This is a genomic window from Streptomyces luomodiensis, assembly GCF_031679605.1.
Lineage (GTDB): Bacteria > Actinomycetota > Actinomycetes > Streptomycetales > Streptomycetaceae > Streptomyces > Streptomyces luomodiensis.
On the sequence record NZ_CP117522.1, the window covers coordinates 8,164,045 to 8,183,158 of the forward strand.

20 protein-coding genes are annotated in these 19,114 nt (G+C 72.9%); 6 read left to right on the top strand and 14 right to left on the bottom strand.

Going from position 1 to position 19,114, the window contains the following annotated elements:
* Position 1: 1 nt before the first annotated feature.
* Genes PS467_RS34570 through PS467_RS34590 form a run of 5 tightly spaced genes read right to left on the bottom strand, consistent with a single transcriptional unit; the run spans position 2 to position 2,064 of the window.
* The gene (locus PS467_RS34570) at positions 2-346 is read right to left on the bottom strand and encodes a sodium:proton antiporter (RefSeq protein ID WP_268975620.1); all 345 of its coding nucleotides are present in this window, start codon (positions 344-346) and stop codon (positions 2-4) included.
* Complete coding sequence (locus PS467_RS34575) at positions 343-1,191, bottom strand: MnhB domain-containing protein (RefSeq protein ID WP_311038506.1); 849 nt, start codon at positions 1,189-1,191, stop codon at positions 343-345. Before PS467_RS34575 ends, PS467_RS34570 begins: the two co-directional genes overlap by 4 nt.
* Positions 1,188-1,472, bottom strand: coding sequence for a DUF4040 domain-containing protein (locus PS467_RS34580; RefSeq protein ID WP_268975622.1), 285 nt, complete (start codon positions 1,470-1,472; stop codon positions 1,188-1,190). Before PS467_RS34580 ends, PS467_RS34575 begins: the two co-directional genes overlap by 4 nt.
* Entirely contained in the window at positions 1,469-1,903 is a 435-nt protein-coding gene (locus PS467_RS34585) for an MrpF/PhaF family protein (protein WP_311038507.1), read from the bottom strand. The genes PS467_RS34580 and PS467_RS34585 overlap by 4 nt, the downstream gene beginning before the upstream one ends.
* The gene (locus PS467_RS34590) at positions 1,900-2,064 is read right to left on the bottom strand and encodes a hypothetical protein (protein WP_268975624.1); all 165 of its coding nucleotides are present in this window, start codon (positions 2,062-2,064) and stop codon (positions 1,900-1,902) included. The genes PS467_RS34585 and PS467_RS34590 overlap by 4 nt, the downstream gene beginning before the upstream one ends.
* Positions 2,065-2,298: 234 nt before the next feature.
* Between PS467_RS34590 and fxsA the strand changes: the two genes are divergently transcribed.
* Positions 2,299-2,910 carry an FxsA family membrane protein gene (fxsA, locus tag PS467_RS34595; protein ID WP_311040048.1) on the top strand — a complete coding sequence of 204 codons (612 nt, stop codon included), beginning with the start codon at positions 2,299-2,301 and terminating at the stop codon, positions 2,908-2,910.
* A 136-nt stretch (positions 2,911-3,046) separates the two neighbouring features.
* Here the strand turns inward: fxsA and PS467_RS34600 are convergent, their stop codons facing one another.
* Positions 3,047-3,421 carry an RNA polymerase-binding protein RbpA gene (locus tag PS467_RS34600; protein ID WP_014056358.1) on the bottom strand — a complete coding sequence of 125 codons (375 nt, stop codon included), beginning with the start codon at positions 3,419-3,421 and terminating at the stop codon, positions 3,047-3,049.
* Positions 3,422-3,677: 256 nt separating this feature from the next.
* Positions 3,678-4,385: a membrane protein YczE gene (yczE, locus tag PS467_RS34605; RefSeq protein WP_432280678.1), complete on the bottom strand. Its 708-nt coding sequence runs from the start codon at positions 4,383-4,385 to the stop codon at positions 3,678-3,680.
* Between the two features lie 96 nt (positions 4,386-4,481).
* Here yczE and PS467_RS34610 point away from each other — a divergent pair, with 96 nt between their 5' ends.
* A complete protein-coding gene (locus tag PS467_RS34610; RefSeq protein ID WP_311038508.1) occupies positions 4,482-6,005 on the top strand; it encodes an SCO1417 family PLP biosynthesis transcription factor in 1,524 nt (507 codons plus the stop codon).
* Between the two features lie 815 nt (positions 6,006-6,820).
* Here PS467_RS34610 and PS467_RS34615 read toward each other — a convergent pair.
* Together PS467_RS34615 and PS467_RS34620 are read right to left on the bottom strand one after the other, a co-directional pair.
* On the bottom strand, positions 6,821-8,404 hold the full coding sequence (locus tag PS467_RS34615) for a P-loop NTPase family protein (protein ID WP_311038509.1): 1,584 nt from the start codon (positions 8,402-8,404) through the stop codon (positions 6,821-6,823).
* A gap of 85 nt (positions 8,405-8,489) precedes the next feature.
* Positions 8,490-8,684, bottom strand: coding sequence for a hypothetical protein (locus PS467_RS34620; protein ID WP_268975627.1), 195 nt, complete (start codon positions 8,682-8,684; stop codon positions 8,490-8,492).
* Positions 8,685-8,904: 220 nt separating this feature from the next.
* Between PS467_RS34620 and PS467_RS34625 the strand changes: the two genes are divergently transcribed.
* The 3 genes from PS467_RS34625 (at position 8,905) to PS467_RS34635 (ending at position 11,311) form a co-directional block, all read left to right on the top strand.
* The gene (locus PS467_RS34625; protein ID WP_268975628.1) at positions 8,905-9,327 is read left to right on the top strand and encodes an ankyrin repeat domain-containing protein; all 423 of its coding nucleotides are present in this window, start codon (positions 8,905-8,907) and stop codon (positions 9,325-9,327) included.
* Between the two features lie 538 nt (positions 9,328-9,865).
* Positions 9,866-10,714, top strand: a complete 849-nt coding sequence (locus PS467_RS34630) for a glycoside hydrolase family 16 protein (protein WP_311038510.1) — start codon at positions 9,866-9,868, stop codon at positions 10,712-10,714.
* Positions 10,715-10,855: 141 nt separating this feature from the next.
* The gene (locus tag PS467_RS34635; RefSeq protein ID WP_311038511.1) at positions 10,856-11,311 is read left to right on the top strand and encodes a peroxiredoxin; all 456 of its coding nucleotides are present in this window, start codon (positions 10,856-10,858) and stop codon (positions 11,309-11,311) included.
* Positions 11,312-11,390: 79 nt separating this feature from the next.
* On the opposite strand, the gene PS467_RS34640 is transcribed toward PS467_RS34635, so the two are convergent.
* Entirely contained in the window at positions 11,391-14,321 is a 2,931-nt protein-coding gene (locus PS467_RS34640; protein ID WP_311038512.1) for a glycoside hydrolase family 2 TIM barrel-domain containing protein, read from the bottom strand.
* Between the two features lie 164 nt (positions 14,322-14,485).
* On the opposite strand from PS467_RS34640, the gene PS467_RS34645 reads away from it, so the two are divergent.
* Positions 14,486-14,848, top strand: coding sequence for a DUF4180 domain-containing protein (locus PS467_RS34645; protein WP_311038513.1), 363 nt, complete (start codon positions 14,486-14,488; stop codon positions 14,846-14,848).
* 21 nt (positions 14,849-14,869) lie between these two features.
* Here PS467_RS34645 and PS467_RS34650 read toward each other — a convergent pair whose 3' ends face one another.
* From PS467_RS34650 to PS467_RS34665, 4 genes are all read right to left on the bottom strand, one after another.
* A complete protein-coding gene (locus PS467_RS34650; RefSeq protein WP_311038514.1) occupies positions 14,870-16,480 on the bottom strand; it encodes a penicillin-binding transpeptidase domain-containing protein in 1,611 nt (536 codons plus the stop codon).
* A gap of 40 nt (positions 16,481-16,520) precedes the next feature.
* On the bottom strand, positions 16,521-16,712 hold the full coding sequence (locus PS467_RS34655; protein ID WP_268975634.1) for a hypothetical protein: 192 nt from the start codon (positions 16,710-16,712) through the stop codon (positions 16,521-16,523).
* A 166-nt stretch (positions 16,713-16,878) separates the two neighbouring features.
* Entirely contained in the window at positions 16,879-17,526 is a 648-nt protein-coding gene (locus tag PS467_RS34660) for a LutC/YkgG family protein (RefSeq protein ID WP_311040050.1), read from the bottom strand.
* Between the two features lie 104 nt (positions 17,527-17,630).
* Positions 17,631-19,100, bottom strand: coding sequence for a lactate utilization protein B (locus PS467_RS34665; protein WP_311040051.1), 1,470 nt, complete (start codon positions 19,098-19,100; stop codon positions 17,631-17,633).
* Positions 19,101-19,114 lie beyond the last annotated feature (14 nt).

Below are 19,114 nucleotides of genomic sequence, written 5' to 3' on the forward strand. Positions count from 1 at the left end.
CTCAGCCCTTCAGCTCGGACAGGGCGTCCGGATCGACCGTGCCATGGCGTTTGCGCAGCTGGACGACGAGCGCGAGCAGCAGCGCGGTGACCGTCGCGCCGACCACGATGTCGGTGAGGGCGAGCGCCTGGACGACCGGGTCGACCACCCGGCTGTCGGTGGGCGTGTCGGCGAAGACCGGGGCGGTGCCGCCGTGCCGGTAGCCGACGGCGAGCAGCAGCACATAGGTGGAGGACTGGGTGACGGCCAGGCATCCCACGGCATGGATGAGGTCCCGGCTGGTCACCAGCCCGTACACACCGATCAGAAAGATCCATCCGGCGACCAGGTACGGCAGGACCGTCACGCTCGCTCCCTCTCGTCGTCTCCGTCGTCTCCGTCGTCTCCGTCGTCTGCGTCGTCTCTGTCGTCCGCGTCGCCGTTTCCGGTGTCTCCGGTGTCCTGCGCGTCCTCCTCGCCTTCCCCGGGCTCCTCGATTTCCACCGCCTGGTCCAGGAACCGGGCCAGCAGGACCACGACCCCGCTGGCCACCTCCAGGCCGACGGCCGCGTTGAGCACGGGCACCGTGCCGCCCGAGGACAGGGTCGCGAAGGTGCCGAAGGGAAGGACGTTCGCCAGGAACGCCGACCCCGCGAGGACGGCCGCGAGCCCGGTGACGACATAGGCCGCCTCGCCGACCGCCTCCCCGACCTCGTACAGGGCCAGCGGCCGGACGCGCTCCAGGGCCCGGTAGTCGGCGGCGACGTAGAGCAGGTGCAGCGCCGTGGCGGCGACCACCCCGCCCTGGAAACCACCGCCCGGACTGATCTGGCCGTGCGCGATCACATACAGGCCCACCAGCAGCGCGAGCGGCAGCGTCAGCAGCGCGAACCGGCGCACCCGGGGGTGCACCACGGCGGGCTCGGGGGTCGTGCGGTGCTCGTCCTGGGTCTGGCGGAGCAGCACCACGGCACCGAGCACGGCGGCGAAGAGGATGGTCTCCTCGCCGAGCGTGTCGAAGGCGCGCAGATCGAAGTTGACGGACGCGATGACATTGGCCGTGTGATGGCCCAGGGCGGCGTGCACGGCCCGCACACCGTACGGGTGGTAGCCGCTGCCGAACGACGGCAGGCCGAAGCAGGCGACGGCGAACAGCGCGGCGAACCCGGCGGCGCCCACCAGGAAGACCCACAGCCTGAGCCGTGCGCTCATCGCTCACGGCCCGCCGTCGTCTCGTCCCCGCCGCGGCCGTTCCCCGAGCGGCGCCGCACCTTGCGCACGGTCAGCAGGATCATCAGGGGCGTCACCGCGGAGCCGACGGCGAGCTGCGAGAGCGCGACGTCCGGCGCCTGGAGGAAGGTGAACAGCAGGGCCAGCGCGAGCCCGAGGAAGGACAGCACCAGCGCCTGCCGCACCGGGTCCCGGTTGAGCACGGCGGCGGTGGCGGCGCCCGCGACCAGCAGCAGCGCCACGACGATCAGCACCTCGGTCATGTCGTGGTGCCCCCGTTTCCGCCGCGCGCGCTGGTCACCACGCTGCCCGCGATCAGCAGCGCGCCGATCAGCAGCAGCTTCGCCATCGCCCGGCCGGGCCCGGTCGCCACGCACAGCGGCAGCACGGTCGCGGGCACCCCCACCAGCGCCGTCCACCGCACCAGCCGCGAATCGGGCAGGACGTCGAGGAAGCGGGCGTAGATCAGCGTTCCGGTGGGCCCCAGCACGCTGACCACCAGCGCCACATCCGTGTACGAGGAGCGGCCGAAGCCCTGCGCGGCCAGCAGCAGCGCCAGCCCGGCCAGCAGTGCGGTGAGGTTCTGGCCGACCAGCCGGTCCTGCGCCGAGCCGTGGGCGATCCGCCACAGCACCGGCACGAGCGCGAGCAGCGGCACCAGCGCCGCCGCCAGCCAGCCGTCGGAGGCGCTCACCGGTCCGCCACCGCCCGGCGCCCGGCGCGGGCGAGGAGGGCGGCGGCCAGCGCGGCGGCCGCGCCCACCAGGACCTCCAAGGGGTCCACGGTGCTGATCAGCACCAGCCAGAGGCCGGTCAGCGCCGCCCACCACACGAGTACCTCCAGCACAGCCGCCATGCGACACCTCCGCTCGACACCTCCGCGGCGGCGGGTACCCGCGACCGCCGCCGCCGATTCCCCGCCGAATCCATCCGGCCTACCCGGCTTCCCCGGCCCATCCGCCTCATCCGGCCTTTCTGGCCCGCGTCGGACCCTCTGGGACCCGTCGGACGTTGGAACCCGTGAGATCCCCTTGGCCGCACGGCCCCGGGCTCCGGACAGCGCACGGACCCGGGCACACTTGGAGGCATGATGACCGGCGCATCGCAGCAGAGCGACCCGACCCGCCCGAAGCGCTCACGCGCCCGCACCTTCGTACCGCTGGGGATCGCCGCCTGGCTGGTCGTGGAGATCTGGCTGCTGACCCTGGTGGCGGACGCGGCCGGCGGGGTGACCGTCTTCCTGCTGCTGGTCGCGGGCGCGGTGGTGGGCGCCGCCGTCGTCAAGCGCGGCGGCCGCCAGGCCTGGCAGAGCCTGGCCGGGTCGATACGGCCGGGCACCGGGGAGCCCTCGGCGCGGCCCGGGAGCTCCTTCACGATGCTCGGCGGGCTGCTGCTGATGGTGCCGGGACTGATCTCGGACGCGGCCGCGCTGCTGTGCCTGTTCCCGCCGACCCAGGCGCTGCTGCGGCGCCGCGCGGAGAGCGCGCTGTCGCGCCGCATGGGGTTCGTCCCCGGATCGCCGTCCGACCCCTTCCAGCAGGCCCGTGAGCAATGGGAGCGCCGGGACGGGCGGGAGCGCCCGGGGCAGGGCACGGTCATTCAGGGCGAGGTGATCCGGGACGGGAACGACCAGGACCGGGACCGGAACCGGGGCGGCGAAGGCGAGCCGGGACCGGGACTGCGACCGCGCGACCGGGGCTGAGCCCGGGGCTGTGACGGGAGCTGAGTGACCGGGGCCGGGGGCTGACAGCCACGTCCGCGCTCAACGAGGACAAGGGCCGGGGCCACTGCTCAAGCAGTGGCCCCGGCCCTCGTTACCTCAGTGCTGCCGCTCGGAATCAGGCAGACTTACGGGTGTCCCGCGGATGCACGGCGATGTTCATGGCACCGGAGCGCAGGACCGCCAGCCGCTCGGCCAGCACCTCCTCGAGCTCCTCGCGGGTGCGCCGCTCCATGAGCATGTCCCAGTGCGTGCGCGCGGGCTTGCCCTTCTTCTCCTCAGGTCCGTCGCCGTCCACCAGGAGTGCCATGGCGCCGCACGCCTTGCACTCCCACTCCGGCGGGATCTCCGCCTCTACCGAGAACGGCATCTCGAATCGATGGCCATTCTGGCATGCGTACTCCACCGCCTGGCGCGGGGCCAGATCGATGCCGCGGTCGGTCTCGTAGCTGGTCACCACGAGTCGCGTGCCGCGAAGAGCTCGCTCACTCATGAATCGTGCCTCCCGGGCTTGTCGCCCACAGGACAGGTGTCGCTGTCGTCGTCATCCGGTCAACGTCCGGTCGGCGGTGAAGATTCCCGTATTGGGACATGCGTCGCCCGTCGTGCCGCCCCGTTGTTCTACCCACCGGCGCCCGGTTTGTCACATCTGGCAGCAGATGTCACCCAGCGTTTCTGGTACTTTAGCGCGCAGTAACGGTCCGCCTGGTAGGCCGAGGGCGTACACTACCGCCCCGACCGCGTCAGCTCTAAATCAGGTCCTGGACCTGGGGTTCGACGCCGCCCCGCGCCACGATCCCGGAGCCCGTCCCGGCCGGTGCGGGAATCGCGAAAACGCGCAGGAAGAACTGCGACAGCGGCCCGATGGCCAGCGCGAACAGCACCGTACCCACCCCCACGGAGCCGCCCAGGGCGAAGCCGGTGGCCAGCACCGCCAGCTCGATCCCGGTCCGCACCAGCCGGATCGACCACCCGGTGCGCCGGTGCAGGCCCGTCATCAGCCCGTCCCGCGGGCCCGGACCGAACCGGGCCGAGATGTAGAGCCCGGTGGCCGCGCCGCACAGCACGATCGCGAAGACCAGCATCGGAATCCGCACCGCCAGGGCGTCCGGCTCCGGTATCAGCCACAGGGTGGCGTCCACCGTCACTCCGATCACCAGCACGTTCGACACCGTGCCCAGCCCCGGCCGCTGGCGCAGCGGGATCCACAGCAGCAGCGCGGCGGCGCCGACGACGATCGTCACCGTGCCGATCGACAGCGAGGTGTGCTCGGCGATGCCCTGGTGAAAGGCGTCCCACGGGTCGAGACCGAGCGTGGCGCGCAGCTGGAGCCCCATGGACACGCCGTACAGGACGAGCCCCACGTAGAGCTGGACGAGACGGCGAGGAAGGCGGGACGGGCGGGGAAGGGAGGACGGGTCAGGAAGGGAGGACGGGTCAGGAAGGGGATCGGACAATGCGTGCTCCTGGTGTGAGTGGCCTGCGGCATGTCACTCTGAGGTCCGGAACCAGTCCAGTTCCATGGCCAATATGTGAAAGGTGGACCGTGTCCGATGAGTCCATGGACCTCTGCGGTCGGGGCACCGCAACTGGCCCGGCTGCTCGGGTCACAGCACACCCGTGACGGCGTGGCCGCCGGGGCCGCGGCCGCCCTGACCGGGGGCCGCCGCGTCCCCGCCTACCGTGCCCTCGCCGACGGCGTACGGCTGCTCGTCCTGGAGGGCCGGGTTCCGGTCGCGGCCCGGCTCCCCGCCGAGCGCGAACTCGCCGCGGCGCTCGCGGTCAGCCGCACCACCGTCGCCGCCGCCTATGAGGCGCTGCGTGGCGAGGGGTTCCTCGAGTCCCGGCGCGGCGCCGGGAGCTGGACCGCCATGCCCGCCGGAAGCCCGCTGCCCACGCGGGGGCTCGACCCGCTCCCGCCCGAGGCCGCGGCCTCCGTCATCGACCTCGGCTGTGCCGCTCTGCCCGCCCCCGAACCCTGGCTCACCCGCGCGATGCACGGCGCCCTCGAGGAGCTGCCGCCCTACGCCCACACCCACGGCGACTACCCCGCCGGGCTGCCCGCCCTGCGCCAGGCGCTCGCCGACCGCTACACCGCCCGTGGCATCCCGACCATGCCCGAGCAGATCATGGTCACCACCGGCGCCATGGGGGCGGTCGCCGCCGCCTGCCGGCTGATGGTCCGGCCCGGCGAGCGGGTCGCCGTCGAATCGCCCAGTTACGCCAACATCCTCCAGCTGATGCGGGAGGCGGGCGCCCGGCTCGTCCCCGTCGCCATGGGCGACCGGCTCGCGGGCTGGGACATCCCGTCCTGGCGCCAGGTCCTCAGCGCCGCCGCACCCCGGCTCGCCTACGTCATCGCCGACTTCCACAACCCCACCGGCGCCCTCGCCACCGAGGAGCAGCGCCGGCAGCTCGTGGACGCCGCCCGCTCCGCCGGAACGATCCTGGTCGCCGACGAGACCATGGCCGAACTGCGCCTGGACGACGACGCCGGGCAGCCCCGGCCCGTCTGCGCCTTCGACCCGGCGGGCAGCACCGTGATCACCGTCGGCTCGGCGAGCAAGTCCTTCTGGGCGGGGATGCGCATCGGCTGGGTGCGCGCCGCGCCCGACGTCATCCGCAGCCTGGTCGCCGCCCGCGCCTACGCGGACCTGGGCACCCCCGTCATCGAACAGCTCGCCGTCGCCTGGCTGCTGAGCACCGGAGGCTGGGAGGAGGCCGTCGAGGTCCGCCGGGCACTGGCGCGCGACAACCGGGACGCGCTCGTCGCCGCCCTCCGGCGCCATCTGCCCGACTGGGAGTTCACCGTCCCGCACGGCGGGCTCACCCTCTGGGCCCGCACCGGCGGCCTCTCCGGCTCGCGCATCGCGGACGCCGGCGTCCGGCTGGGGGTCCGGGTGCCGTCGGGGCCCCGCTTCGGGGTGGACGGCGCGTTCGAGGGATACGTACGGCTTCCGTTCACCGTCGGCGGAGCGGTCGCCGAGAAGGCCGCCACCCGGCTGGCCGCAGCCGCCGACCTGGTGGCCACGGGCGCCACGATCGAGGCCGAAACGCCCCGCACGTACGTGGCCTGACCGGCCGGGACACGTTCCGGCGGTACGTGCCCGGCCGGGTGACGCCCCTCCGGTGGGGCGTCACCCGGCCGGGTGCGGGGGTGGGGGTGTGGTGGGCCCTGGCGGGACGTGATCCGGTGGGCTGCCCGACGGGTCATCGCCCGGCGGTCATCGCGCGCCGGGGGTGTCACCCCGGCGCGTCCCCTGGCGTGGCACCACCCGGCTGGTGTCGGGGGTGGGGGTGCCGCGGGTCCTGGTGGGGCGTGCCCGGCCGGGACGTGAACCGGCGGGCCGCCCAGCGGGTCATCGCCCGGAGGGGCGTCACCCGGCCGGGTGCGGGGGTGGGGGTGTGGTGGGCCCTGGCGGGACGTGATCCGGTGGGCCGCCCAGCGGGTCGTCGCCCGGCGGGGCGCCCCTTTGTGGGACGCCTCCGGTGGGGCGTCCTTGCGCGGGGCGTCACCCGGCCGGGTGCGGGGGTGGGGGTGTCGTGGATCCTGGCGGGACGTGAACCGGCGGGCCGCCCAGCGGGTCATCGCCCGGTGGGGCGCCCTTTGTGGGACGCCTCCGGTGGGGCGTCCCTCGGCGTGGCGCCAATCGGCCGGTGCCGGTGCCGGTGCCGGGGTCGGGGGTGCCGCGGGTTCTGGTGGGGCGTGCCCGGCCGGGACGTGAACCGGCGGGCCGCCCAGCGGGTCATCGCCCGGAGGGGCGTCACCCGGCCGGGTGCGGGGGTGGGGGTGTGGTGGGCCCTGGCGGGACGTGATCCGGTGGGCTGCCCGACGGGTCATCGCCCGGCTCATCGCCCGGCTCATCGCGTGGCGGGGCGGTCCCGGCAGGGTTCACCCGGTCGGGGGCGGGGGTGGTGTTGGGTTTTGGGTGGGGAGCAGGCGGAGGACGGCCTGTCGCTCGGCTTCGCCGGCTGCCTCGTCGTACGGGTCGGGCGTGGCCGGTACCTGGAGGCGGTGGACCGGGCCCGTGCCGAGGCGGGCGTAGCCGCGGCCCGGGGGGACCTCGGGCGTCGGTGTGGTGTGCGGCGGCGCCCCGAGGGCGGCCGTGAGCTGCTCCGGCGAGGCCGGGCCGAGGACCACTCGGGCCCGGGTGTTGCTCCGCACGGTCTCGCTCAGCCTCTCGGCGGTGTCCAGCTGATCGGCCACCACGACCCGTACGTTCGCCGCCCGGCCGTGCCGCAGCGGCACGGCCAGCAGTTCCTGTGGATCGGTGCGGCCGTCGGCCGCCGCGAGATGGCTCAGCACCGACGGCCGGTCCAGCAGGACCCACAGCGGGCGCTGGATGTCCTCCGGCGGCGGATGGCCCAGCTGGCGGGCGCGGTTGGCGGCGATCAGCCGGCGCTCGGTCTCGTGCCCCGCCCACTCCAGCGCCGTCAGCGTCCCGGCCAGCCCGCACTCCACCGCCAGCACCCCCGTACGACCGCTCAGACACGCGTACTCGCCGGTGCCGCTGCCGTCCACCACCAGCACCTCGCCGTGGGGCAGCGCCTGGAGCGCGATGGACCGCAGCAGGGTCGTGGTGCCGCTCCCCGGCTGGCCGAGCGCGAGGAGATGGGGTTCGGTCGACCGCGGGCCGGTGCGCCAGACCACCGGCGGTACGTCCTGCGTCTCCGGCTCGCTCCCCGCCGCCTTCCTGAGCCTCCCCGCACCCCCTGTGCCGCCCGTGCCCCCCGCGTCCTCCGCGTCTTCCGCGTCTTCCTCGCCCGTCTCCGGGGCCGTCAGCACCGGAAGTGTCCGCTGCACCGACGAGGCGTCGGTGAAGCCCAGCACGGTCTCGCCGGGCGCGGTGACGAAGCGCTGGGCGTGGATCGCGGTGGACAGGGCGGGCAGCACGGTCAGGGTGAGACCGTTGGCCTCCTCGTCCCACTCGAACAGGTACTCGCGACCGCGTCCCGACTTCGCGTACAGCAGTTGCTCGATCCGGGTCCGGGCGGCGGGGTCGCCGTCGGTGAAGTACGCGGGGTAGCGCAGGTGCAATCGGGTGATCCGGCCGCCCTCGTCGAAGGCGAAGGAGTCGAACACCGTGGACCAGTCGCCGCCGTGGCGGTAGAGCGGGCTGGGGTCCTCGGCGGCGGAGAAGTACGGCACCAGCGCCTCGTAGAGCATGCGCAGCCGCTCGGTGCCGTCCGCGCCGGGCGGTCCCGGTGCGGCGGTGGCGCCCCCGCGCCCGGCCCAGCCCGCCGCGCCGATCAGGCTGATCGCCGCCGCCAGCGGCCCGTACGGCAGCAGGAAGAGGACGAAGCCGCAGGCGGCCACCAGGAAGAACACCGGGCCGCGGCGGTCGCCGGGCAGTTCCGCCCATCTGCGCCGCCCGGCGGCGGCGAGCACGCGCGCGCCCCGGGAGAGCGCGACCAGCGGGTGGAGCACATCGGCCACGCCATCGGCCGTGGTGCGGGCGAACGCGCGCCCGCGCATGAGCGGGACGAGCGGACTGCCCGCGGCGCTGCCGAGGCGGGGGCGAAGGCCGAGGCGGGGGCGGGGGAGCGGTCTCCGGACCACGTCAGATCTTGATCCCGCCCAGGAGGCTGGCGAGGCTCGCACCGCCCGCTTTGATGCTCGGCGCGATCGCGGTGGACGCGAGATAGAAGCCGAAGAGGGCGCAGATGACGGCGTGCGACGCCTTCAGGCCGTCCTTGCGGAAGAAGATGAAGACGATGATGCCGAGCAGGACGACGCCGGAAATGGAGAGGATCATCACGGTCTCCTGGCTGGTGGGGGACGGTCAGTCACCATGAGGTGTTCCAGGATCACAGCATGTATCCACCGGGCGAAAGGTGCAATTGGGTGGATTATCGGTGTAATCATCACCATGGGTGTGTGGCACCGTGAACCGGTCGCCCTCCCGGGGCCGGTCGGCCGCCCCTCCTTAGGGTGGTGATCACATACTCAGGTAGCGAAGCCGGAGGCGACACGCCATGACCGAATCGAACCCCGAGAGCGAGCCCGCCCACGACCCGGAGGTGCTGCAACTGGCCGCCAAGGTCTTCGACCTGGCCCGGCACGGGGACACCGATACGCTCGCCGCCTACGTGGACGCGGGTGTCCCGGCCAACCTCACCAACGACAAGGGCGATTCCCTGCTCATGCTCGCGGCCTACTACGGCCATCCCGCGACGGTGTCGGCACTGCTGGAGCGCGGCGCCGACCCCAATCGGGTCAACGAGCGGGGCCAGACCCCCATCGCCGGAGCCGCGTTCAAGGGCGAGGAGGAGGTGCTGAGGGTGCTGCTGGCCAAGGGTGCCGACCCCCGGGCCGGATCGCCCTCGGCCGTCGAGACGGCGCGGATGTTCGGGCGGGAGGATCTGCTCGCGCTGTTCGAGGGCCCGGGGTCGGCGTAGTCGGCGTAACGGAGACCGCCGAAGCCGCCGTTCGGCCGTTCCGCCGTTAGGTCGTTCTGCCGTTCGGCCGTTTGCGTTCCGTCAATTGACCGTTCAAGAGGTGAAGCGCGCGACCTCATTCGCCCGCTGTACGTCCAGGGCCCAGGGCCCCCGGGCCGGTCGTCGGTGTCGGCCCCGGGGTCCTCGGCTCCGCCTCGGCCCCGTCGAACAGAGGCCGACGCCGTAGTGTCCTGAGGGTTCGACTTCTGTCGGTTCAGGGGGAGTTGGGCCGGAAGCCGCATCGAACTCTTTGAGGCAAGCAGGTCCAGACCTATTGACATGCCTCGAACAGCGCTGGACATTGTGTCTCCCCGGAGGTGACCGATGACGGCCCAGGCGCAGGAAGCCCAGTTCTCGACGGGCGCTGATGCGCACGCCTCCGGTCCGTACGCCTGCCGTAGCGCAGCGGGCCACGGCCCGTAGCCGCCGGACGCACACCTTCCCCCCACGGACCGGCACCGCCGGTTCCATCCCCCACACAGGAAGGCACCACCGTTCCATGAGTAGGACCCTGCGCAATACCGTGATCGGTCTGCTGTCGGCGACCGCGCTCGCCGCCACCCCCTGGTTCACCACCCCGGCCACGGCGACCCCGCAGACCACCGCCGCCGCCGAGTTCACCGACAACTTCGACGGCCCGGCGGGCAGCGCGGTCGACGCCTCCAAGTGGGGCTACGAGACCGGCGACAACGTCAACAACCACGAACGGCAGTACTACACGGACGGCACCAAGAACGCGGCGCTGGACGGCAACGGCAACCTCGTCATCACCGCCCGCAAGGAGAACCCGGCCGACTACAACTGCTGGTACGGCCGGTGTGAGTACACCTCCGCCCGCCTCAACACCGCCCAGACCTTCACCACCGCCTCCGGCCATGTCGAGGCCCGGATGAAGCTGCCCCAGGGCCAGGGCATGTGGCCCGCCTTCTGGATGCTCGGCAACGACATCGGCAGCGCGGGCTGGCCCAACTGCGGTGAGATAGACATCATGGAGAACGTGGGCTTCGAGCCCAGCACCGTCCACGGCACCATCCACGGCCCCGGCTACTCCGGCTCGGGCGGCATCGGTGCCGGCTACACCCTGCCGAACGGCGCCAAGTTCTCCGACGACTTCCACACCTTCGCGATCGACTGGTCGTCCGAGAAGATCACGTGGTCCGTCGACGGCAATGTCTACCAGACCCGCACCCCCGCCGACCTGAACGGCAACCGCTGGGCGTTCGACCACCCCTTCTACATCATCCTCAACCTGGCCGTCGGCGGTTACTGGCCCGGCGACCCGGACGGCAGCACCACCTTCCCGCAGCAGCTGGTCGTCGACTACGTCAAGGTGACGGGCGGCAGCTGACGGCGGCAGCCGATGTGGAGGCCCGCCACGGGTGCCGTGAGCGGGGCCTCCACATCGGCGCTCGGTCGTCCGTGCGCCGCCGCTCGGCCTCGCGTGGCATTCCCTGGGCGGCCACCTGCCGGGGGCGGGTAGCGTGCCGCCATGGACATCGGTGATGTGGTCGAGGACTTCCAACTGCCGGACGAGACCGGCACCGCCCGTTCGCTCACCGGGCTGCTGGCGGACGGCCCGGTGGTGCTCTTCTTCTATCCGGCGGCCTTTACCCCCGGCTGCACCAAGGAGGCGTGCCACTTCCGGGACATCGCGGCCGAGTTCCGGGAGCTGGGCGCCCAGCCGGTCGGGGTCAGCGCCGATGCGGTGGCGAAGCAGGCGGAGTTCGCCCAGGCGTACTCCTTCGGCTATCCGCTGCTCTCGGATCCGGAGGGGACGGTACGGGAACGGTTCGGGGCGAAGCGCGGGATCGCGGCGGTGCCGACCAAGCGGGTCACCTTTGTGATCGACACCGATCGCACGGTGCTGGAGATCGTCAAGAGCGAGTTCCGGATGAGCGTGCACGCGGACCGGGCGCTCGCGGCCCTGCGCCGCAGGAGCGGATAAGGCCGGGTCGGGCCGGCTCAGCTGGGCAGGCACCCGGCCCGGGGCCGGTCGCCAAGACCGGCCCCGGACCGTCGAACCGTCAGCTCAACCGCTGGAAGGTGAACGAGAACGCGGCGGGTGCCGCGTCCAGACGGTGCTCGTCCAGTACGCCCGGTCCGCAGGACTGGCTGCCGATGCCCTGCTGTCCGTGGTCGAGGTTCACCCACACCGTCTCGTTCGACGCCTCCAGATCCGGTGTGTGCTCGGCCGCGTCGAGCTGCTCGGTGGTCCAGCGGCGTGCGGTGAACCAGAAGGCCGGCTCGCCCTCGATCCGTACCCCCGACCCATCGGGCGCGGTCAGCCGCACCCAGCGGACATCGGCGCGGGCGCCGTTCTCCTGCGGACGGACGTACGGCGTCTGGAGCGCGTCGACCGACAGCGCCCACCGGCCGATCCGCGCGGCGGCGCGGGTGTCCGGGTACGCCTCGCCGGGGCCGCCGCCGAACCACTCGGCGGCGCCCAGCGCGGCCGGGAGCCCCAGCCGCAGGCCCAGGCGCGGCAGCGGGCAGGTCCACTCGCCCAGCGGGGTGACGGAGACCGCCAGGCTCAGCCGTCCCGGCCCGTCGGCGGTCCAGCGGTAGACGGTCTCCAGGGCGAGGTCGACGGCGGCGGGCGCGACCCGGGTACGGACGGTCAGCGCACCGTCCGGCGTCGTCTCCACCGCGTCGACGCGGTGCCGCATCCGGTGCAGTCCGAGCCGGCGCCATGTCACTCCCCAGCGCTCGTCCGGCTGCCAGGACGCGCCGTTGTCGTTGTCGGTGGGCGCGCGCCAGATGTCCAGCCGGGGCGGTTCGGTGACCGGCAGGCCGCCGAGGGCCGTCAGGGCGCCGGTGGCCGCGTCGAAGACCCCGGGGCCGAGTACGATCCGGTCGCCGTCGCGGCGCGGCGCCTCCCCCGAGGCGAGGGCGCGCAACCGGCCGGTGCCGGGGGCGACGGCGGGGAGCTGGGCCCAGGCCACCGGGTGGCCCGCCTCGGCCCACGCCGTCGCGGCCGCGAGCCGCGCCTCGACGGTCCACCGGGTCTCCGCCCCCGCCTCGGCGCCGGGCGGCGCCGGAAGCTTCAGATCGGCGGATTCGCCGGGGCCCAGGGGTGGCACCGCGAGCTCGCCCGAGCCGATCGCCTCGCCCTCCGCCTCATAGGTCCAGGAGAAGGTGAGATGGGACAGATCGGCGAAGTCGTGGCCGTTGGTGATCCGGACCGTGCCGTCGGCCCCGTCGCCCTCGATCCGCACCGGCTCGATGACCTTCTTGTACTCGACCAGTCCGGGGGAGGGGGTGCGGTCGGGGAAGAGCAGCCCGTCGCATACGAAGTTCCCGTCGTGCAGCTCCTCGCCGAAGTCCCCGCCGTAGACGTGGTAGAAGCGGCCGTCGGGGGCGCGCCGGGTGAAGCCGTGGTCGATCCACTCCCAGACGAAACCGCCCTGGCACCGCTCATGGTTCTCAAACAGCCGCTGGTACTCGCTCAGTCCGCCCGGCCCGTTGCCCATGGCGTGGGCGTACTCGCACAGGATGAACGGCAGCGCCCGGCGCTTGGCGTCCAGCTCCGCATCGGCCCACGGCGCCTCGGTGCGCCGGCCGATCCGGTCGACCTCCTCGTGCGGTGCGTACATCCGGGAGTAGACGTCCGTGTCGGCGCAGGACGGATCGCCCTCGTAGTGGATCGGTCGGGACGGGTCGCGCTCCCGCACCCAGGCGGCCATGGCGGACAGCCCGCGCCCGGTCCCGCACTCGTTGCCCAGCGACCACATCACCACGGCCGGATGGTTCTTGTCGCGCTCGACCATGCGGGCGGCCCGGTCGAGCAGCGCGGGGGTCCAGCGGTCGTCGTCCACCGGGTTGTTCCGCCAGCCCAGCTCGACGAAGCCGTGGGTCTCCAGATCGCATTCGTCGATGACCCACAGCCCCAGCTCGTCGCAGAGCCCGAGGAAGGCCGGATGCGGCGGATAGTGGCTGGTGCGCACGGCGTTGATGTTGTGCTGCTTCATCAGCACCAGGTCGCGGCGCATGGTCGCCAGGTCCACCGCCCGCCCGTGCTCGGGGTGGAACTCGTGCCGGTTGACGCCGCGGAAGAGCACCCTGCGGCCGTTGACCTTGAGCAGCCCGTCCTCGACCACCACGGTGCGGAAGCCCACCCGCAGCGAGACGCTCTCGCCCGCGGTGGTCAGCCGCGCCTCGTACAGCCGGGGCGTCTCCGCCGTCCACGGCTCGACGGGGACGGTGGCGCTCTCCCCGGTGGCCAGGTCCAGGCCCAGCTCGGGGACGGTGACCCGGCCGCCGGGGTCGGCGTCGATCCGCAGCGTGCCCTCGCCGGTGGTGTGGTCGTACGAGGCGTGGACGAAGTAGTCGGCGAGCGCGCCCTCGGGGCGGTGCTCGAGCGTCACCTCACGGAAGATGCCGGGCAGCCACCACTGGTCCTGGTCCTCCAGATAGCTTCCGGAGGACCACTGGTGGACCCGTACGGCCAGCACGTTGCCCGACGGCTTGAGCAGGCCCCCGACCGCGAACTCGTGCGGCAGCCGGCTGCCCTTGAAGGTGCCCAGCTCCTCGCCGTTGAGCCAGACCCGGGCGCAGGACTCGACGCCCTCGAAGCGCAGCACCGCGTCCCCGCCCTCGGGCCAGTCGCCGGGCAGGTCGAACCGGCGCAGATGGTCGCCGGTCGGGTTCTCGGTGGGGACGCGCGGCGGGTCCACCGGGAAGGGGTAGCGCACATTGGTGTAGATCGGCGCCCCGTGGCCGTGCAGCACCCAGTGGCCGGGCACCGGGATCTCGTCCCAGCCGCGGGCGTCGTATCCGGGGCGGGCGAAGGAGTCGTCCTCGGCGGTGGCGGTCGGCGACAGCCGGAAGGACCACGTCCCGTTCAGGCTCAGCCGCACGGCGTCGGAGGAAGGGGTCCAGGGACGGGGCGGCAGCGCTCCCGTGCCCGGGGAGACGTCCTCGTAGTAGGGCAGTGGCGTGTGCTGCGTGGAGCTCATCGTTCTCCTCGGTCAGCCCTTGGTACCGGTCTGTGCCACACCCTGCCCCAGCGGGCGCCGCGATGACCAGGGGTCATGGGAGGACCCGGGGTGCGGGCGGGTCCCCTGACGCGGGTCGCGTTATGCCGTCGACCGCCACCGGAGGTGGCATTAGCCTGACCGTCATGAGCGACCTCCAGACGATCCACGACGTCCCTGTCCTGATGTGTGCCCCCGAGGGCGAACTCATCGGCTGTGAACGCGACGCGCTGGATCTCATCGGCAACGCCGGGTACCAGGGTGCCCAGTGGGTCGTCGTCCCGGCCGGACGGTTCGACGAGGCGTTCTTCCGGCTGAGCACACGCGTGGCCGGCGACATCATCCAGAAGTTCGTCCAATACGGTCTGGGGCTGGTGGTGCTCGGTGACATCTCCCGGCATACGGAGGCCAGTTCGGCGCTGCGGGACTTCGTCCGCGAGTGCGATCGGGGGCGGCAGACCTGGTTCCTCCGGGACGTGGAGGAGCTGCGGGAGCGGCTGAAGAGTTGACCCCTGCGGGTGGGTCGAGGCTCAGCCGGTTTCGAGCACCGCGCGGACGACCGGCCCGGCGGCATCCCCGCCGTGGCCGCCGGCGGTGACCACGGCGGCGGCCGCCACATCGTCGCGGTAGGCGGTGAACCAGGCGTTGGTCTCGGCCTGGCCGTCGATCTCGGCCGAGCCCGTCTTGGCCCCGATGTCCCCGGTGAGCCCGGACATCGCCGAAGCGGCGGTGCCGCTGGTCGCGGTCAGCCGCATCATGGCCTTCAACTGCGCCACGGTGGCCGGGCCCAGGCCGCGGTCGCTGGTGGCGATCTCCCGGTGGTCCACGGAAGGCGGCACCAGGACGGGCTGCTTGAAGGTGCCCGTCCGGGCGGTGGCGGCGACCGACGCCATGGTGAGCGGGTTCATCTGGACCGTGCCCTGGCCGATCATGGCGGCGGCCTTGTCGTCGCCGCCCCCGCTCGGCACCGCACCGTCGAACGTGGTGATCCCCACCCGCCAGTCCAGCCCGATCCCGAACACGGACCGCGCCTCCTCGGCCACCGCGCCATCGGGTACGGCTCCGGCGAGCGAGACGAACGCGGTGTTGCAGGAGGCCGCGAAGTCCTGCGCGAAGGTGGCGCCGGGCAGCTCGCCGTTCTCGACGTTGTGGAACGGCATGCCCTGCGCGTACGACGCCGTCCTGGGGCAGGGCACCGGGAGGCCCGGAGTGACCTTGCCGGCCTCCAGCAGGGTGGCCGCGGTGACTATCTTGAACGTCGAGCCCGGCGCGGTCTGCCCCTGCAACGCGGCGTTGAACTCGGTCCGGTCGGAGTTGGCCACCGCCAGGATCTCCCCGGTGCTGGGCTTGAGCGCCACCACGGAGGCGCCGTCGCGCGTGGCCACGGCCTCCTCCGCGCTCTTTTGGACCGCGGCGTCGAGGGTGGTGCGCAGGGTGCCGGGCTTGCCCTTCGCCACCACGTGAAGCGTCGCCCCGGTGGTCCCGTCGGCCTTGACCACCGACACCTCCACCCGCGCCGCGCCGCCCACGGCCGTCCCGTATCTCGACCGCAGCGCGGTCAGCACCGGGTCGAGCGAGGGATAACGGCCCTGCGGCAGCTCCTTGCCGTCCCGGTCCAGCACCCGGACCGGCGGATTGTCCGCCAGATCCGTCCGCAGCGTGTCGGTGGCCCCGAGCCGGGGGTGGAGGACCGAGGGCTCCCAGTCGACCAGCGGTTTCTTGGTGGTCCGGCCGCGCACCACGGTCAGCCGCGACGTGTAGGTCCAGCGGGAAGTGGCCTTGTCGAAGACCACCTCGGCCTTCACGGTGAACGACACCGTGGTGCCGTGCTCCGCGCCCGGGGTGAGCGTCACCCTCTTCACATGGGCGTCGTCGCGATAGCGGCTCAGCGCGCCCAGGGCCGCCTCGGCGTTGTTGGTGTAGCCCGCGGCCAGCATGTCATTGCCGTCCGCCCAGGCGTCGAGGAACTCCCGGGCCGTCTGCCGGGCCTCCTCCGCGGTCACCGGGCCGTCGCGCAAGCCCGTGGTGTCGCCGCCGGTCACGCCCCGGTACAGGTTGTACCCGCCGTAGCCGGCGATCCCCAGGAGCCCCGCCGTCGCCGCCCCGAAGGCGACCTTCCCCAGCACCCGCAGCACCTGCATGGCGTGCCCCCGCTTTTCACGTGTGGCCGGCTCGTGTGGCTCAGGCGGCCTGCTCCATCTCGCCGCGCAACGCCCGGGTGTAGACCCTCAGCAACCGGCTGTACTCGGCACGCTCCGAAGGCCGCAGCGCACGGCCGCCCCGGGCCCGCAGAAAGACGCGTATCGCCTCGTTGGCCTGGTCGGTGGTGGAGGTGGTCAGTAAGGCGGGTTGATGAGGAGGAGTCGGACGCATGCCATAAGAGTAAGGGCCCCTACCGACATCAGCACCGGCTTAAACCGCCCAACTGCGGTGTTACCGCCGGTATGTGAGGAACGCCGCATCCACCGCGCGGGTGTTCCCCTCCCTGTCCCCATGGCATATGCCCCGCCCCGGCCGGGGCATGCCTCCCGCTGACCCATCAGCTCCGACCAGCGGTTTCCGGTCCTGTGAGGATCACCTCGAGGGTGCGGGGGCCGTGGACGCCCTCGACGCGGTCCAGTTCGATGTCGCTGGTCGCGGACGGGCCCGAGATCCAGGTCAACGGGCGGGTGGGATCGAGGCGTTCCAGGGCCTGGGGAACGGAGTCCACGACCTGGTCGGGCACCCGGATGACGCAGACGTGGTGGTCGGGGACCAAGGTGATACGGCGTCGTCCCTGGTCGGGGGCGGCGTCCAGGACCACGGTGCCGGTCTCGGCCACGGCCACCGCGCACGCCGTCACCACGCTGGAGACCGCGTCCAGATCATGCGGGGTCAGCTCCGCCGTGTCCGGAACCCGGCGCACCGAATCGGGCACGGCGGACAGCCAGGAGGCGGGGAGGCCGGGGGGTACGGCCACGCCGGTGGCGCCGCGGTCGGCGAGGAGACGGGCGATCAGGGCCGGGAGGGACGGGGCGTCGACGCGGTGGACGATGGCGCGGTAGTCGGCCAGGTGCTCCGCGAGGAGGTCCACGCTCTCGGCGGCGGTCCGGTCACCGTGCACCCGGTGGTAGGCGCGCTCGACCGGCACCTCGTCGGGTGTCTCGGCGCGCGGCACATCGGTCAGGGCACGGCGGACGCGGGCCATGACCAGGGCGCGGGAGCCGAGACTCCGGGGAGCGGGACCCTGCGGCCCGGAGTGCTGGGGCCGGCCCTGTGGCCCGGAGTCCCGGGAGCCTGGGGCTTGCGGGCTCATGTGGTCTTCCTTCCCTCCGTGCGGCTCTCGCCCCGGGTCCGTTGCCACCAGTCGCGGAACGACTCCTCCGGCACCCTCGGCAGTTCCCGCGTATCGCTCCACGCCCGTCCCGGACCGGGCAGCCGGCGCGGGTGGAAACGGCGGGTGCGGGAGGCCAGGCGCTGGCCGGTGCGCAGCACCCGGGGGTGGTCCAGGGTCCAGCGGGCGGCGCGCATCGCGGCGCGCTCGGCGGCGTGGCCCTTGGCCGGCTTGATGACGGTGCGGGTGCCGCGGACCGAGGCGGGGCCGCCCTCGACCACGCGCTCACGGAGGTGGACCAGGACCTCCGGGATGTCGATGGCCACCGGGCACACCTCGTAGCACGCCCCGCACAGGGAGGACGCGTACGGCAGCGAGGCGTCCACCTCGCTGCCGGTGCCGCGCAGCTGGGGAGTGAGGATCGCGCCGATCGGCCCCGGGTACGCCGACCCGTAGGCATGGCCGCCCGCCCGCTCGTACACCGGGCACACGTTGAGACACGCCGAGCAGCGGATGCAGCGCAGCGCCTGCCGGCCCACGGTGTCGGCGAGCGTGTCGGTGCGGCCGTTGTCCAGGAGCACCAGATGGAAGGCGCGCGGCCCGTCCTCGTCGGTGGTGCCGGTCCAGGTGGAGGTGTACGGGTTCATCCGCTCGGCGGTCGAGGAGCGGGGCAGCAGCTGGAGGAAGACCTCCAGGTCCTGGAAGGTGGGCACCACCTTCTCGATGCCGACGACGGAGATCAGCGTCTCGGGGAGGGTCAGGCACATCCGGCCGTTGCCCTCGGATTCCACGACCACCAGCGTGCCGGTCTCCGCGACCATGAAGTTGGCGCCGGAGATCCCCACCTTGGCGTTCAGGAACTTCTCGCGGAGGTGCAGCCGCGCGGCCTCCGCCAGATCGGCGGGCGCGTCGGTCAGCCCCTCCGGCGCCGGGCGGCCCCACTGGGCCATCCGCTCGGCGAAGATGTCGCGGATCTCGCCCCGGTTGCGGTGGATCGCCGGAACCAGGATGTGCGACGGGAGGTCGTCGCCGAGCTGCACGATCAGCTCGGCCAGGTCGGTCTCGTACGCCGTGATCCCGGCGGTGGCGAGGGCGCTGTTCAGGCCGATCTCCTGGGTGGCCATCGACTTGACCTTGACCACCTCGCGCTCGCCCGTGGCCTGGACCAGCTCGGTGACGATGCGGTTCGCCTCCTCCGCGTCCGCCGCCCAGTGGACGTGGCCGCCGGCCGCCGTGACCGCGCTCTCCAGCCGCTCCAGGTAGTGGTCCAGATGGCGCAGCGTACGGTCCTTGATGGCCGCGCCCGCGGCGCGCAGCCGCGACCAGTCGTCCAGTTCCGCCACCGCCGTGGCGCGCTTGGCGCGGATGGTGTGGGTGGCGTGGCGGAGGTTGGCGCGCAGCTGGGTGTTGCGGGTCGAGGCGTCGGCCGCCCGCGGGAAGGAGGGCATCCCGAGGTAGGTGG

Bases quoted from the DNA above. Each gene is read 5' to 3' on its own strand.
- PS467_RS34580 (WP_268975622.1), bottom strand. From the start codon at position 1,472: ATGACCGAGGTGCTGATCGTCGTGGCGCTGCTGCTGGTCGCGGGCGCC.
- PS467_RS34615 (WP_311038509.1), bottom strand. From the start codon at position 8,404: ATGCGCGGGCGCGCGTTCGCCCGCACCACGGCCGATGGCGTGGCCGAT.
- PS467_RS34650 (WP_311038514.1), bottom strand. From the start codon at position 16,480: ATGCAGGTGCTGCGGGTGCTGGGGAAGGTCGCCTTCGGGGCGGCGACG.
- PS467_RS34600 (WP_014056358.1), bottom strand. From the start codon at position 3,421: ATGAGTGAGCGAGCTCTTCGCGGCACGCGACTCGTGGTGACCAGCTAC.
- PS467_RS34665 (WP_311040051.1), bottom strand. From the start codon at position 19,100: ATGCCCTCCTTCCCGCGGGCGGCCGACGCCTCGACCCGCAACACCCAG.
- PS467_RS34590 (WP_268975624.1), bottom strand. From the start codon at position 2,064: ATGGCGGCTGTGCTGGAGGTACTCGTGTGGTGGGCGGCGCTGACCGGC.
- PS467_RS34645 (WP_311038513.1), top strand. From the start codon at position 14,486: ATGAGCGACCTCCAGACGATCCACGACGTCCCTGTCCTGATGTGTGCC.
- PS467_RS34625 (WP_268975628.1), top strand. From the start codon at position 8,905: ATGACCGAATCGAACCCCGAGAGCGAGCCCGCCCACGACCCGGAGGTG.
- PS467_RS34635 (WP_311038511.1), top strand. From the start codon at position 10,856: ATGGACATCGGTGATGTGGTCGAGGACTTCCAACTGCCGGACGAGACC.
- PS467_RS34660 (WP_311040050.1), bottom strand. From the start codon at position 17,526: ATGGCCCGCGTCCGCCGTGCCCTGACCGATGTGCCGCGCGCCGAGACA.
- PS467_RS34575 (WP_311038506.1), bottom strand. From the start codon at position 1,191: ATGAGCGCACGGCTCAGGCTGTGGGTCTTCCTGGTGGGCGCCGCCGGG.
- PS467_RS34620 (WP_268975627.1), bottom strand. From the start codon at position 8,684: ATGATCCTCTCCATTTCCGGCGTCGTCCTGCTCGGCATCATCGTCTTC.
- PS467_RS34655 (WP_268975634.1), bottom strand. From the start codon at position 16,712: ATGCGTCCGACTCCTCCTCATCAACCCGCCTTACTGACCACCTCCACC.
- PS467_RS34630 (WP_311038510.1), top strand. From the start codon at position 9,866: ATGAGTAGGACCCTGCGCAATACCGTGATCGGTCTGCTGTCGGCGACC.
- PS467_RS34640 (WP_311038512.1), bottom strand. From the start codon at position 14,321: ATGAGCTCCACGCAGCACACGCCACTGCCCTACTACGAGGACGTCTCC.
- PS467_RS34610 (WP_311038508.1), top strand. From the start codon at position 4,482: ATGAGTCCATGGACCTCTGCGGTCGGGGCACCGCAACTGGCCCGGCTG.
- fxsA (WP_311040048.1), top strand. From the start codon at position 2,299: ATGACCGGCGCATCGCAGCAGAGCGACCCGACCCGCCCGAAGCGCTCA.